At 62.7% G+C, this 15,031-nt stretch carries 10 protein-coding genes; 4 read left to right on the forward strand and 6 right to left on the reverse strand.

The features are described 5' to 3' along the window. Positions 1 to 36 precede the first annotated feature (36 nt). Together cysS and OW493_RS12925 are read right to left on the reverse strand one after the other, a co-directional pair. On the reverse strand, positions 37 to 1,419 hold the full coding sequence (gene cysS, locus OW493_RS12920; protein ID WP_084209639.1) for a cysteine--tRNA ligase: 1,383 nt from the start codon (positions 1,417 to 1,419) through the stop codon (positions 37 to 39). 202 nt (positions 1,420 to 1,621) lie between these two features. After that, the gene (locus OW493_RS12925) at positions 1,622 to 3,301 is read right to left on the reverse strand and encodes a glutamine--tRNA ligase/YqeY domain fusion protein (protein WP_077374771.1); all 1,680 of its coding nucleotides are present in this window, start codon (positions 3,299 to 3,301) and stop codon (positions 1,622 to 1,624) included. A gap of 236 nt (positions 3,302 to 3,537) precedes the next feature. Here OW493_RS12925 and OW493_RS12930 point away from each other — a divergent pair, with 236 nt between their 5' ends. Together OW493_RS12930 and OW493_RS12935 are read left to right on the forward strand one after the other, a co-directional pair. After that, the gene (locus tag OW493_RS12930; RefSeq protein WP_043331309.1) at positions 3,538 to 4,032 is read left to right on the forward strand and encodes a peptidylprolyl isomerase; all 495 of its coding nucleotides are present in this window, start codon (positions 3,538 to 3,540) and stop codon (positions 4,030 to 4,032) included. Positions 4,033 to 4,188: 156 nt separating this feature from the next. Then, positions 4,189 to 4,956 carry a UDP-2,3-diacylglucosamine diphosphatase gene (locus tag OW493_RS12935; protein ID WP_289864357.1) on the forward strand — a complete coding sequence of 256 codons (768 nt, stop codon included), beginning with the start codon at positions 4,189 to 4,191 and terminating at the stop codon, positions 4,954 to 4,956. Positions 4,957 to 5,087: 131 nt separating this feature from the next. Here OW493_RS12935 and OW493_RS12940 read toward each other — a convergent pair whose 3' ends face one another. The 3 genes from OW493_RS12940 to OW493_RS12950 form a co-directional block, all read right to left on the reverse strand. Further along, entirely contained in the window at positions 5,088 to 9,002 is a 3,915-nt protein-coding gene (locus OW493_RS12940) for an AAA family ATPase (RefSeq protein WP_077374774.1), read from the reverse strand. Positions 9,003 to 9,096: 94 nt separating this feature from the next. Further along, positions 9,097 to 9,798 carry a tRNA-(ms[2]io[6]A)-hydroxylase gene (locus OW493_RS12945; RefSeq protein ID WP_289864394.1) on the reverse strand — a complete coding sequence of 234 codons (702 nt, stop codon included), beginning with the start codon at positions 9,796 to 9,798 and terminating at the stop codon, positions 9,097 to 9,099. 70 nt (positions 9,799 to 9,868) lie between these two features. Further along, the gene (locus tag OW493_RS12950; protein ID WP_289864358.1) at positions 9,869 to 10,357 is read right to left on the reverse strand and encodes a DUF1289 domain-containing protein; all 489 of its coding nucleotides are present in this window, start codon (positions 10,355 to 10,357) and stop codon (positions 9,869 to 9,871) included. Between the two features lie 405 nt (positions 10,358 to 10,762). Here OW493_RS12950 and acnB point away from each other — a divergent pair, with 405 nt between their 5' ends. Then, positions 10,763 to 13,366 (forward strand): bifunctional aconitate hydratase 2/2-methylisocitrate dehydratase, encoded by a 2,604-nt coding sequence (gene acnB, locus OW493_RS12955; protein WP_289864359.1) that lies wholly within the window; start codon positions 10,763 to 10,765, stop codon positions 13,364 to 13,366. Positions 13,367 to 13,538: 172 nt separating this feature from the next. Here the strand turns inward: acnB and OW493_RS12960 are convergent, their stop codons facing one another. Next, positions 13,539 to 14,159: a porin family protein gene (locus tag OW493_RS12960; RefSeq protein WP_077374780.1), complete on the reverse strand. Its 621-nt coding sequence runs from the start codon at positions 14,157 to 14,159 to the stop codon at positions 13,539 to 13,541. 332 nt (positions 14,160 to 14,491) lie between these two features. Here OW493_RS12960 and rraA point away from each other — a divergent pair, with 332 nt between their 5' ends. Continuing rightward, a complete protein-coding gene (gene rraA, locus OW493_RS12965; RefSeq protein ID WP_077374783.1) occupies positions 14,492 to 14,992 on the forward strand; it encodes a ribonuclease E activity regulator RraA in 501 nt (166 codons plus the stop codon). The last annotated feature ends 39 nt before the right edge of the window (positions 14,993 to 15,031 follow it).

Consider the following 15,031-nt stretch of genomic DNA (forward strand, 5'->3'; position numbering starts at 1 on the left):
GTTTTTTCATGCTGACATCGCATCACGCCATTGACATCAGCCTTCCAGCACCCAGGTCGTCCCCTCACGGGAGTCCTTGAGGATGATGCCCTGTGCGGCCAGCTCGTCACGGATGCGATCCGCCCCCGCGAAATCCTTGGCCTTCTTGGCGGCGGCACGCGCCTCGATCTGCGCCTGGATCTCGTCTTCAGACAACGCCAGTGCCGCAGTATCGCCCTTGAGGAAGACTGCCGGGTCCTGCCCGAACAGGCCCAGCAGACCGCCCAGCGAGATCAGCTCAAAGGCCAGCGCCGGCGCCTGCTGCGGTGCTTCCTTCTTGGCACGGTTCAGCTCGCGTGCCAGCTCGAACAGCACCGACAGCGCACCCGCCGTATTGAAGTCGTCATCCATGGCGGCCACGAAGCGTGCCCGCCAATCGCCTGACACCTCGCCTTGCTCGGGCGTGACAGTCTCGAGCGCATTGTAGAAGCGCTCCAGCGAGCGACGCGCCTCATCCAGCGAGTTGGCTTCATAGCTGATCGCGCTGCGATAGTGGCTGGCCACCAGCAGGTAACGCACCACTTCCGGGTTGTGCTGCTCCAGCACGTCACGAATGGTGAAGAAGTTGCCCAGCGACTTGGACATCTTGTCCTGACCGACACGCACCGCGCCGGCATGCATCCACACATTGGCGTACTGCTGGCCCGTGGCGGCCTCGGACTGGGCGATCTCGTTCTCGTGATGGGGGAAGGTCAGGTCCGGCCCGCCGCCGTGGATATCGAAGGTGTTGCCCAGGCAGCAGGTCGACATCGCGGAGCACTCGATGTGCCAGCCAGGACGCCCCTCCCCCCAGGGCGACGGCCAGCTGGCCTCGCCCGGCTTGGCAGCCTTCCACAGCACGAAGTCGAGCGGATCTTCCTTGGCTTCCTCGACCTCCACGCGCGCACCGGACTGCATGTCGTCCAGCTGACGGTTGTTGAGCTTGCCGTAGCCCTCGAAACGACGCACACGGTAGTAGACATCACCGTTGCTGGCCGCATAGGCATAGCCCTTGTCGATCAGCGTCTCGGTCATCGCGATGATGTCAGCGATGTGCGCGGTGGCACGCGGCTCGAGGTCAGGACGCAGAATCCCCAGGCGCCCTTCATCTTCATGCATCGCCTGGATCATGCGCTCGGTGAGCGCATCGAAGGCCTCGCCATTCTCGTCGGCGCGCTTGAGGATCTTGTCGTCGATGTCGGTGATGTTGCGCACGTAGGTGACGTCATACCCGCGCGCACGCAGGTAGCGCGTGATGACATCGAAGGCCACCATCACACGCGCATGCCCGATGTGACAGAGGTCATAGACCGTCACGCCACAGACGTACATGCGCACCTTGTTGCCTTCCAGTGGCACGAAAGGTGCCTTGGTCCGGCTCAGGGTACTGTAGATGGACAGTGTGCTCGCGGCATCTTCGAGTGGAATCATTCAGTCATCGCCCTTGGCTACTTTGCTGACAGAAAGCTGTCAGCCTTTCAAAATGGAACGGCCCGCAGGCCGGTCATGCAACTTCGTCACAGAAGGTACAGGATCAGACTGCGGGCCGTGAAGCAGGTCACGAAAGCGTGACGACAGGGCTCCCGCGGGAGCCCGCCGACCATCACCCCTTCTTCTGTGCCTTGGCCCAACCGTCCTTCAGGCTGACGGTGCGGTTGAAGACCAGCGCGCCATCGACGCAGTCATGACGATCCGCCACGAAGTAGCCGATACGCTCGAACTGGTAGCGCGTTTCCGGCGCGGCATCGCGCAGACTCGGCTCACCGAAGCCCTTGACGATGCTCAGCGACTGCGGATTGAGGTGCTCAAGGAAATCGACATCCTTGTCACGGTCCGGCTCGGCTTCCAGGAACAGATTCTCGTACTGACGCACCTCGACCGGCACTGCATGCTCGGCGCTGACCCAATGGATGACACCCTTGACCTTGCGGCCTTCCGGGTTCTTGCCGAGGGTATCGAGGTCGACACTGCACCGCAGCTCGACGATCTCGCCGGCGTCATCCTTGATCACTTCATCACAGCGGATGACGTAACCGTTGCGCAGACGCACTTCCTTCTCGGGCGCGAGACGGAAGAACTTCTTCGGCGCGTCTTCCATGAAGTCATCCGCGTCGATCCACAGCTCACGGGTCAACGGAATCTGACGCGTGCCCATGTCATCACGCGCCGGATGGCCGGGGACCTCGAACACTTCCTCATGGCCTTCCGGGAGGTTGGTCAGCACCACCTTGAGCGGGTTGAGCACGCACATGGCACGCAGCGCGTTGTCTTCCAGGTCCGAGCGAATGGCGTGGTGCAGCATGCCGATCTCGACCATGCCGCCGTCAGCACGGCTCACGCCGATCATGTCGCAGAACTTGCGGATGGAAGCCGCGGTATAGCCACGACGACGCATGCCGGAGATGGTCGGCATGCGCGGATCATCCCAGCCATCGACCACGCCTTCATCCACCAGCAGCTTCAGCTTGCGCTTGGAAGTGACGGTGTAATCCAGGTTCAGACGCGCGAACTCGATCTGACGCGGCGTGCTCGGCACCGGCAGATTGGCGAGGAACCACTCGTACAGCGGGCGGTGGTCTTCAAACTCCAGCGTACAGATGGAGTGCGTCACGCCTTCCAGTGCATCGGATTGACCGTGGGTGAAATCATAGGACGGATAGATCTTCCACTTGTCGCCGGTCTGATGGTGGCTGGCATGACGGATGCGGTAGAGGATCGGGTCGCGCAGATTGATGTTGGGCGCGGCCATGTCGATGCGCGCACGCAGCACCTTCTCGCTCTCGCCGAACTCGCCCTTCTTCATGCGCTCGAGGAGATCAAGATTCTCCTCGGGGCTACGCTCACGATACGGGCTGGGACGTCCCGGCTCCTTGAGCGTGCCACGGTATTCACGGATCTCGTCCGGCGAGAGGTCATCGACATAGGCCTTGCCTTCGCGCACCAGGTGCTGAGCCCAGGCATAGAGCTGATCAAAATAATCGGAGGCGAAGCGCACCTTGCCGGCCCACTCGAAGCCCAACCACTCGACGTCTTCCTTGATGGCGTCGATATAGGCCTGCTCTTCCTTGGCCGGGTTGGTGTCATCGAAGCGCAGGTGACAGTCGCCACCCAGCTGTTGCGCCAGACCGAAGTTCAGACAGATCGACTTGGCGTGCCCGATGTGCAGGAAGCCGTTGGGCTCCGGCGGGAAACGCGTGACAACCTTTTCGGCGCGGCCGGCGTCGAGTTCTTCGCGGATCTGGTTCAACACGAAGTTCGGGGCGCTCTGGGTCTCGGTACTCATGAAGTTTCGCTGCACCTCTGTGTGGTTCTTGGGCGTCGTGTTCCGGGACGTCACGGGGACTGGCACTGGGTAGCAGGCGATCGTGACGCGCGCTGGCGTGCGTCTCCGGGGCCTGCCGCCCCCTCAGGCTTTCGTCTCAGGATACAAAGCCGCTATTATAGCGCGACGCCCGCAGGCGATGCCATGAGGCCCCGCCTGCCTGACACTTGAGCAAGACAGATGACCGGGAAATTCGCATGATCGTTCTTCACACCAACTACGGCGACATCACCCTCGAACTCAACCACGAGAAGGCCCCGAAGACTGCGGCCAACTTCGAGCAATACGTGCGTGAAGGCCACTACAGCAACGTCCTTTTCCACCGCGTCATCCCGGGTTTCATGGTTCAGGGCGGTGGCTTTGACACCGACTTCAACCAGAAGCCGACCAACGGCGTGATCGAGAACGAAGCCGACAATGGCCTCAAGAACGACCGCGGCACCGTGGCCATGGCACGTACCATGGATCCTCACTCCGCCAGCGCCCAGTTCTTCATCAACGTCAATGACAACGACTTCCTGAACTTCACCAGCAAGACCAGCCAGGGCTGGGGTTACTGCGTGTTCGGCAAGGTCGTCGAAGGCATGGACGTGGTCGAGAAGATCGAGGCGGTCAAGACCACGCGTCGCGACGGCCACGCCGACGTGCCGGCAGAAGACGTGATCATCACCAGCGCCGAAATCACCGAATAAGCGATTTCCGCTGATCGCGCCTCACCGCGTACCTGCCGCCCGGCCTTGCCTCGTGATATCGAGCGTCAGGCCGGGCGGTTTGCGTTGCTCTCTCACTCGGCCTCTTCCGTCGCCTGCTGCGCATGACGACACCCGCCCCGACCCGTGGACCTGACCATGACTGCCACCACTCTGTTCATCTCCGACCTGCACCTGCAGCCCGAGACTCCCGAGATCGCCCTGGGCTTTCTTGACTACATGGCGCGCCTGGCGACCTGCGAACCTGCGGTGGATCGCCTCTACCTGCTGGGGGATATCTTCGAGGTATGGGTCGGCGATGATTATCGCGACGACTTCACCCAGCGCATGAGCGAGGCCATGCAGCGCGTCTCGGCCCGCGGCACCAGGCTCTACTTCATGCACGGCAATCGCGACTTCCTCATCGGCGAGACCTTCGCGGCCGAGGCCGGCGTGACCCTGCTGCCCGACCCGAGCGTGATCGAGCTCGACGGCGAGCGCGTGCTGCTGATGCATGGCGACAGCATGTGTACCCGCGATGAGGCTTACATGAAGTTTCGTGCCATGACGCGCGACCCTCAGTGGCAGGCACAGATTCTGGCCATGCCGCTGGAGCAACGACTGGCGCTGGCCCAGTCACTGCGCATGCAGTCCGGCGAGACCAATAGCGAGAAGGATGAGGCGATCATGGACGTCACGCCCGAGGAAGTGGTTCGCGAGATGCGCGAGCACGGCGTGCGCACCCTGATCCACGGCCACACCCATCGCCCGGCGGTACATGAACTCGAGATCGATGGCGAAGCGGCGCGCCGCATCGTGCTGGGCGACTGGCGCCCCGATACCGCCTTCGACATCATTGCCTGCGGCCAGGGGCCGACCCTGCGGGAATTCGCATTGCCACTGTGTGATGCGATCACCCACGGCTGATCGCTCGCAACGCCCATGAAAAGCCCCCGTTGCCTTGAGTGGCAACGGGGGCTTTTCCTTGTCCAGCCTCGGCTTGCGAAGCGACTGGCGCCGTTCAGAGTCTGCTCAGCCCGGAGCGCCGGGCGTGCGCGTCAGGCCGGCGAGGACGCCTTGCGACGCGCACGCCCTTCCACCGCCTCCACCAGCTGATGCCACCCCAGTACCGCGGGTGCATCCGTTGCCGGCAGCTCATCCAGCAGTGCCTTGAGGCGCTCGCAGCGCTCGGCATCCTGCGCATCGACCAGCCTCAACCAGGCAGCGAGTCCCATTGCTTCATGATGCGGATTTTCCTGCTCGATGGAGTAGGCCAGGCCCTGCTCGATCAAGGAACGCACCTTCTCGCTCGGCAGACCTTGAGCGGCACGCAACGCGGCCACCAGGTAGCTGACCTCTGCCAGATAGAAGGAGTTGCGCTCCTGAGCCACCAGCAGCACCTTCTCCATGTACTCTTCGGCCGCCGAATGCTCACCCAGCGCCATCACGGCATCCATGTACCAGAGATTGGGCCGCTGATGCCGCTCACGCCCGGTCAGCTCGGCGAACTCGTTGATGCTGGACTGCAGCATCGCGAGCCCGTCGCGGTCGCCGTTCATCGCCCGCGCCCAGCCAAGCACGCCATGCGCCGCCATGTGCCAGAGGTGCAGATCCGCTGAGCGGGTCAGCTCCAGCGCCCGCTCGGCACGCTGGGTGGCCAGATGGGTATGCCCCAGCTGACGATAGAGCGAGGTGGAGAACATCAACGCCATGGCCAACGAGCCCGGCTGACCGATGGCCTCCGCCATGCGGATGGCCGCCTCGGCCTGCTGCTCGGCCTGCACGTAATCAAAGCGCAGGCAGGACGTCCAGCTCTGCAGACATGCCGCTGCCACCTGAGGGTGATCACTGAACGGCAACCATTCGAGCACCATGGGATTGTGGACCGGATCGATCTCATCGAGATGCTCACCTGCCACGCGTACGCGACCGGCCCAGAATTCGCAGTGTGCCCGCGCATAGTCGGCCAGACGACGATAACGCCCATCCGACAGCTCTTCCGCCAGATCACTCAGGCCCGAGGCCAGCGCGAAGGCATCCGCATGCGCATGGCGCTCACTGCAACCGACCCACAGTCCCCACTTCACGATGAAGGCCTGCTCGAGATCCGGCTCATCATCTTCCAGCAGCGCCGGACTGTTGAGCAGATTGCGCGCCTGCACGAAGCTCTCGTGCGCGATGCGGGAACCATGCCCTTCCAGCGCGAAGCCGGCCTGGCCGCGCACGGTCAGCAGGCTCACCTCGCGCTCCTCCTGCCCTTCGACATGCTTGAGACACGCCAGACCACTGTCGGCCATCTTGAGCGCGGTACGGTTGGCGCTGATCTTGAGCGCCTCACGTGCCGACAGCTCGAAATAGCGCGCAGCACGACTGAAGTTCTGTGACTTGCGCAGATGGACGGCGAAATAGCCGGGGTGACGGCTGATCCAGGCAGGATGCTTGTCCTCGATGAGGGCCACGACCTGCAGGTGAATGCGGCGACGCACATCACGCGGGCAGGACAGATAGGCCGCTTCCTGGATCAGCTGGTGGGTGAACTGATAGTCGAATTCACTATCGTTGCCACAGGCCTCGATGATCTCCAGGCGCTGCATGCTCTCGATGGAACGCTTGAGGCGCCCTTCCTCGAATTCGCAGCTCTGGCGCAGGAAGCTCAGCTTGAAGACACGTCCCAGCACGGCGGCGGCGTGGGCCACATCGCGGCCTTCTTCCAGCTGGTCGATACGGCTGGACAGCAGGCCGATCAAGCCCTTGGGCAGCTCGTCGAGCTGCACCGGACGCCCCTCACGGCGATCCATGTCGAGACGACGACAGATCTCCTGCAGGTAGAGCGGCACACCATCGCAGCGCTCGATGAGCTGGCTGCGCATGCGCGGGCTGAGATGCAGACGATAGCGACGCGACAGATGCGACAGCAGACGCGAGACCTGCATCGGGTCCAGGCGACCCAGCGAGATATGCTGGTCCCAGTTGAGCTTGACGGCAAGGCTGTCGCGGCCGTTATGGCTGGCCGCCAGCATGAAGCCGATGTTGATGGGCAGGCGCGCCTGCAGTCCCGCCAGCACCTTGAGCGACGGTTCATCGAGCCACTGCAGGTCGTCGATCATCATCACCAGCGGGCGCAGGCTTGCCGATTTCTCGATCACCAGATGCAGCACACGCACCACACGCTCGACCGTCTCGCTGCTCTGGATCAGGGATTCATCTTCCGAGGCCTCCTCCGCGGTCCCCAGCACCGCATGGAAGGAGCGACGCACGTCCTCGTCGAGAGCCTGCAAGGCCTCGGAGGATTCAAATACCTGTTCGACGCCATCACGATCCACATGACCATCGAGGCGCCAGCGCATCAGGGTGCGCACCACGCTGTAGGGTTCCAGCTGCGAGAGGCGAGTCGTCGGCATCCAGCACAGGCCCACGTCCTGACTCTGTTCGAGCTGCCGGAAGTTGACCATCAGGGCCGACTTGCCCATGCCGGAGTTGCCGCTGACCAGCACGCTCTGACGCAGCCCGATACTGGCACGCGCCAGCGCATCGCGCAGACGGCGCAGCTCGCCTTCACGTCCGATCAGTGTCGGCAGTGACGCCTCACGATGCCCCACGCCGCTGCTCAGGACCAACGCGCGCAGACGCACCCGTCCGTCCGCTGCCAACAGGCGTGACGTGAGACGTGGCTGCAGATCCAGTGCGGGAGGCATGTGCTGACTGGCCTCCTGGGAAATCACCAGCTCGCTGCCTTCGGCCGCCGTCATCAATTCCAGGGAATACTGGGTCACCTGGCCAAGCGGGTCGGCCAGCTGACGCTCCGGCAGATAGATGACCTGCCCGGAGTGGAGACCCGCCGACAGCGAGAAGACCGGCGGCTTGCCTTCGCCATCCCAGATCCGCTCGATCTCATCCGGCATCGCCTTGCTGCAGTGCTCATAAAGCGCCACGAGCTCTGCCAGCTGGTGGGCCGGGCCATGCGTGCCGAAGCACGCCAGGCCGACGCCACCCGTGGCACCCGGCAGCCAGAAACCGCCCAAGTGGTGACATTGCTGCTCCAGCCAGCGCAGCAGCTCGATCTGCAGGGTCAGACTGGCGCGGGCCCAGACGCGATCGCGATGACTGTCCTTGACGCTGAGGCGAATCGCCATGACCGACAGCTGACGATGGTCGATCTCGTCTTCACGCAGCGGCGCGCTGTCCAGCGACAGCGTGCGAGAAATGGCGCCCTGCGGCGTGAGCGCGCCCATCTGCTCGCTCTTGCCATCGGACCAGTAACGGGCCAGCTGCAGGAATCCCGGATCAGGCTGCTGACCGGAGAGTGCCAGCTGTTGCAGGAAGGCATTGAACTGCTCATGCGCCGCAGCCGACTGACCATCTTCCGCGAGCTGACGTACCAGGCGTTCATGGAAGGGGCCATATCCGGAGAAGCGGCTCACCAGGGTCCGCAGTACGTCGTCCGGGACCGGCTCATCGGTCGCCAGTACTCGCTCGGCATACTGGATGACGCGCTGACGCCATTCGCCGCGCACCTTGATCATCCAGCGCTGGAATTCCGGGCACTGGGTCAGGGCAAGCTCTTCGACGAGATCGCCCCGGTAGAGTCCCAGCACCTCGTTGAGCGTCGCCACCGAGGGCGGCGCCAGCAACAGGCCGTTGAGCTCGTCGAGATCCAGCTCCCAGTAATCCGGAATCGACAGCGCGATCGTCTGACGTGAGACCGTCAGAAGATTGTCGGCCTCCTCCCCCAGGCTCTGACGCAGGCAATGCAGGGCATGGCGCAGGTTGGTGCGGCCCGAGGACAGCCCCTGATCCGGCCATAGCAGCTCTGCTAGCCCCGCCCGCGAGACGGCCTGATCATGCAGCAGAAGATGCAGCAACAGTGCCTTGACCTTGTCGTAGCTGAACTGCGTCAGCGTGTCATCGCCCAGGGTCAGCTGGAAATGTCCCAGCAGCGCCAATTGAGCTTGACCAGATGTTTCCTGCGTCATGTGTCATCCATTTCAAAGTCGCGAACGAAACGCCAGCCCAGCCATGGCGCCGGAGGTCCCCTGTTCTTGAGCCTTGCCTTGTGTCTGTACTGCCTCAACTCACCTGGCTTGAGGCGTTTTCCACCCGATTCGTGACGGGGATGCCGCTGTGGAAACGGAAGCTGACATCAGGACGTTCGATCAGCTCCTTCTCCACCGCACGCAGTACCGCAAGACGGGATTCCAATGGTTCCTTGCTGTAACGCTCGGCCAACATGAGGTAATCCTCATAATGGCGTCCCTCAGACTTAACCAAAGTGCGATAGAACTTTGCAAGCTCGGGCTCAAGATACGGGATCAGACGCGCGAATCGCTCGCAGGACCGCGCTTCGATCAATGCCCCGATCAGCAGGATATCCACCAGCCGCTGAGGGTCTTCCTTGCGCACCTGCTGACGCAGTCCTTCTGCATATCGGGAAGCCTTGATATGACGATAGACGATTCCACGCCTTTCCATCAGTCCTACCACCTGCTCGAAGTGCAGAAGCTCCTCTCGAGCCAGCTGTGACATCTTGCTCAGCAGCAAGGGGTGGTCCACATAGCGGTACATCAGACTCATCGCGGTGGAGGCCGCCTTCTTCTCGCACTGCGCGTGGTCGATCAGCAACAGCTCAGGATTGTCGAGCGCCGCCTCTACCCAGGCGTGCGGTGTGCGGCAACCGAGAAAGGCCAGCAGGGAGTCCGGCAGCAGTACATCGGTATCCTCGTTGCTCGGCCCCTGCGGCGCCTTGATGACGCGTGAAAGCTCATGGGCCATCCGAGCGTCATGCTCATCCGTCGCGAAACGCTCGCGGTCAGTCATCAGGGTCATGCCATCGTCCATCATGTCAGTCTTTTCTCTTGCCAGCGTCATCCTGCGTTGCATCAGGAGGATGACCTGCCGGACTCACTTCATTATTGGCCCGCTTTGCCGCTTCCACCATGATTTCATCGTTTATTCGCGAAAAAAGCTGTTCCGGCTCAAGTTCTTCGCCGTCACTGCACGGCGTGATGCCATAGGCAGAGAGGTCACGGATCCTGGTGCGTCCCACCCGCAGGAGCTCCACCGCACGTGACAGCGCCGACTGATCCTCACGAAAACGAATCCGGTGGCGCGTCAACTGTTCCGCCAGCGCCGCCTCGTCATGCACGTACAGCCAGCGCCCGGCGACGTCACTGCGCAGCGCATCCAGCTCGCGCATGCGCTGCGTGCGCTGCTCACTGTCATACCCGAACCAGTCGAGGATCTCCTGGTCATGGCGCTGGCATCCACGACAGACGTTGTCACCCACCGTGGTGGAACACACCCCGACGCAGGGAGAAAGAATACGGCTCATGCTGCCCTCGGCTTGCGGCGAAATTTCAGGAAAAAGGATAACAGCATCATACCGTGCGCCTGCTGAGCTCGACAGCGGTGCCCGGAGACCGCAAGGCTCGAGTCACCTCGACGCGACATCGGGCGATGCGAGCCGCGCCATGCCTGAAGCGCGACAAAGAAATGCAATATCAAGCTGTTAAGGTCGAAATGGCGCCCTGGATGACGACCAAAGTCTCAGCCCCCGCACGGGGGTGCTCCTTAACATTGTCGACAAAGTTGAGTAGACTCGCGTTCGCCCCGTAGCGCCTGATTCGCTCGCAATAAGACGCTTGAATTACCCGCAAGAAGCCTCGGGATGTCTCTGCCGGTTCGCGTGACGACTGGCACACGCATCTCGACACGATTACAGATGAGGGTCTCCCACGTGCTTGAAGCCTACCGTCAACAGGTTGAAGAACGCGCCCAGCAGGGCATCCCGGCGAAGCCGCTGAATGCAGAGCAGACCGCTGATCTGGTCGAACTGCTCAAGAATCCGCAGGCCGGTGAAGAAGAGTTCATCCTCGACCTGTTCACCAATCGCATCCCGCCGGGCGTCGATGAAGCCGCTTACGTCAAGGCTGGCTTCCTGACCGCCATCGTGCGTGGCGAAGCTTCTTCACCGCTGATCGACAAGACCCACGCCACCAAGCTGCTCGGCACCATGCAGGGCGGCTACAACATCGCCACGCTGGTCGAGCTGCTGGACGACGAGTCCATGGCCAAGGAAGCCGGCGAACAGCTCAAGCACACCCTGCTGATGTTCGATGCCTTCCACGATGTCGCCGAGCGCGCCAAGGCCGGCAACACCGTCGCGCAATCCGTGCTGCAGTCCTGGGCGGACGCCGAATGGTTCCTGTCAAAGCCCGCCCTGGCGGACAAGATCACCCTGACCGTCTTCAAGGTGCCGGGCGAGACCAACACCGACGACCTGTCCCCGGCGCCTGACGCCTGGTCACGTCCGGACATCCCGCTGCACGCCAACGCGATGCTCAAGAACCCGCGTGATGGCATCATCCCGCAGGAAGAAGGCGTCATCGGCCCGCTGGCCCAGATCGAGGAAGTGAAGGCCAAGGGCTTCCCGGTCGCCTACGTCGGCGACGTGGTCGGTACCGGCTCCTCACGCAAGTCCGCCACCAACTCCGTGCTGTGGTTCTTCGGTGACGACATCCCGAACGTGCCCAACAAGCGCGCTGGCGGCTTCGTGTTCGGCAACAAGATCGCGCCGATCTTCTTCAACACCATGGAAGATGCCGGTGCCCTACCGGTGGAAATGGACGTCGAGAAGATGGCCATGGGCGATGTCATCGACATCTACCCGTACGAAGGCAAGGTCTGCCGTCACGACACCGACGAAGTCATCTCCACCTTCGAACTCAAGACGCAGGTCCTGCTGGACGAAGTGCGTGCTGGCGGCCGTATCCCGCTGATCATCGGTCGCGGTCTGACCGACAAGGCACGTACCGAGCTGGGACTGGACGCCTCTGACGTCTTCCGTCTGCCGGAGCAGCCGAAGGATACCGGCAAGGGCTTCACCCTCGCGCAGAAGATGGTCGGCAAGGCCTGCAACATGGAAGGCGTGCGTCCGGGCATGTACTGCGAGCCGAAGATGACCACCGTCGGCTCCCAGGACACCACCGGCCCGATGACTCGCGACGAGTTGAAGGATCTGGCATGTCTGGGCTTCCAGGCCGACCTGGTGATGCAGTCCTTCTGCCACACCGCCGCCTACCCGAAGCCGGTCGATGTCGAGACTCACCACACCCTGCCGGACTTCATCATGAACCGCGGCGGCGTGTCGCTGCGCCCGGGTGACGGCATCATCCACTCGTGGCTGAACCGCATGCTGCTGCCGGACACCGTCGGTACCGGTGGTGACTCCCACACCCGCTTCCCGATGGGCATCTCCTTCCCGGCAGGCTCTGGCCTGGTGGCCTTCGCTGCCGCGACTGGCGTGATGCCGCTGGACATGCCGGAATCCGTGCTGGTGCGCTTCAAGGGCAAGCGTCGCCCGGGCATCACCCTGCGTGACCTGGTCCACGCCATCCCGCTGTACGCCATCAAGCAGGGCCTGCTGACCGTCGACAAGTCCAACAAGAAGAACGCCTTCTCCGGCCGCATTCTGGAAATCGAAGGTCTGGAAGATCTCACCGCAGAGCAGGCCTTCGAGCTGTCTGACGCCTCTGCCGAGCGCTCCGCCGCGGGCTGCACCATCACGCTGTCCGACGAGAGCGTCACCGAGTACCTGACGTCCAACATCACCCTGCTCAAGTGGATGATCGCCAACGGTTACGGCGATGCCCGTACCATCGAGCGTCGTATCGCCGGCATGGAAGAGTGGCTGGCCAACCCGAGCCAGATGCGTGCCGACAAGGACGCGGAATACGCCGAGATCATCGAGATCGACCTCGACGAGATCGATCAGCCGGTGCTGTGTGCCCCGAACGACCCGGACGATGCGCGTCTGCTGTCCGACGTGGCCGGCCAGAAGATCGACGAGGTCTTCATCGGCTCGTGCATGACCAACATCGGTCACTTCCGTGCCGCCGGTAAGCTGCTCGAGAAGCAGCCGGCCGGTAGCCTGAAGACCAAGCTGTGGCTGGCACCGCCGACCAAGATGGACCAGCACCAGCTGACCGCCGAAGGCTATTACGGCATCTACGGCCGTGCCGGCGCGCGCATGGAAATGCCGGGCTGCTCGCTGTGCATGGGTAACCAGGCACGTGTGGCTGCCAAGTCCACCGTGGTGTCCACCTCCACGCGCAACTTCCCGAACCGTCTGGGCGACGGCGCCAACGTCTTCCTGGCGTCTGCCGAACTGGCCGCCATCGCCGCGGTCATCGGTCGTCTGCCGAGCGTCGAGGAGTATCAGGGCTACATGGGCGAATTCGATGCCATGGCCGGCGAGATCTATCGCTACCTGAACTTCCATGAGATCGAAGAGTTCCAGAATGCCGCCTCCAACGTGATTCCGGTCACTCAGGAAGCCTGATCAGGCGAGGCGCCGGGCTCCAATGTCCGGCGCCTCTCTGGACCGCAGCCGTCACTGGTCACGCCAGAGCTGCCAGCGAGACAACGAAACGGGCCGCCCCATCAGGGACGGCCCGTTTTTTCATGCCTGGCGTTTCGCCCGCCGCCCGAGACGGCCTGACGACCTGCTCGGCCTAGAACTTGTAACCGACAGAGGCCGTGAAGGCATCTACCTGATAGTCGCTGTCGAAGTCATAACGCTCGTATTCGGCACGGATCAGGAACGGATCGAGATTGACCTGGGCACCGGCACCATAGACCGGGTCGAAGCCGTCATTGTCCTTCAGGTCGACACTGGAATCGCCCAGATTGCCATCGACATCGGTTTCCCACTTGGCCATGCCCGCCTTGGCGAACAGCGAGAAGTACTGGCCGATCGGCAGGATACCCACCACGTTGACGCCGTAGGCCTTGGACTTGAGATCGGTATTGCCGAAGTCATTGCCCTTGAGCTGAACGGTCCCGAGGTCCGTATAGAAGGCTTCGGTGGCGAAGTACGGGTTGTACTGATAGCCCACGAAGGCCTTGTAGACGTTGTCGTCATCATCCACGTCGAAGTCATCGCTGCCGGAGTCGATGAAATCGCCGGCCTCATCGGAATCATCGTTCTTCAGGCTGGAAAAACCGGTACCGGCACCGATATAGAGCCCTTCGGTGGCATTGCCTGCCGCCTGGGCGTGACCACTGAGCGCCAGAGCGAGAGCGGCGAAGGAAACGGTGGCCAACGGGGCGGCCAGAAGACGTGACTTGCTCATGTGTTGCTCCTTGATCCAATGGGCGGCACAGGCGGATGCCTGCCAGAGGCAGTCTGGTTCAACGTCGCCTGCCATGGGTGCAGGAGCATCGTGGTAGATATCGAACGGTGTTTCAAGAGTGGCGTTTTCACTACTTCCCACGTCGCCAGTCAGCAACATGCCCTCGTGACCCTCCCGTCCCTCGCTTGCACGCGCCCGAGGCCCGCTTAGCCCTTCGCACAGGTGCAATGCCTTGGCGTATCGGGCATTCTCGACGTTGTGGCATTGCAGCAATCGCCAGCGCTCCGTCCCCAAGCGACCCTCACCGGGCCGCCCAGCACAAGGAATCCGACATGACGCACTCCATCTCCACCCCCGATCTCTGCGATGAGTTCCCTGATGTGCAAGTCCTCGAGCCCCTGTTCATCAACTACGGCGGCGTCGAGTCCTTTGGCGGCGAAGTCGTGACCATCAAGTGCTTCGAGGACAACTCGCTGGTCAAGGCGGCGGTCGCGGAACCCGGTGCAGGGCGCGTGCTGGTCGTCGATGCCGGTGGCTCGATGCGCTGCGCCATGCTGGGCGACATGCTCGCCGAGCAGGCCGCCAAGAGCGGTTGGGCCGGCGTGATCATGTATGGCTGCATCCGTGATGTCGACGAGATCCACGCCACCCAGCTCGGCGTGCAGGCACTGGGCTGCTACCCGCGTCCCAGCATCAAGCGTGGCGAAGGCCAGCGCGATATCCCGGTCACCTTTGCCGGTGTCACCATCGTGCCGGGCGACTTCCTCTATGCCGACAACAACGGCATCGTCACCTCGAAGGAAGCGCTGATTCGCACCCAGCCGACGCCCTGACCGGTTCCCGACCACCGGTCGAACCGTTCAAGCCCCCAA

Origin of the sequence: Cobetia sp. 14N.309.X.WAT.E.A4 (assembly GCF_030397495.1) — a bacterium.
GTDB lineage: Bacteria > Pseudomonadota > Gammaproteobacteria > Pseudomonadales > Halomonadaceae > Cobetia > Cobetia marina.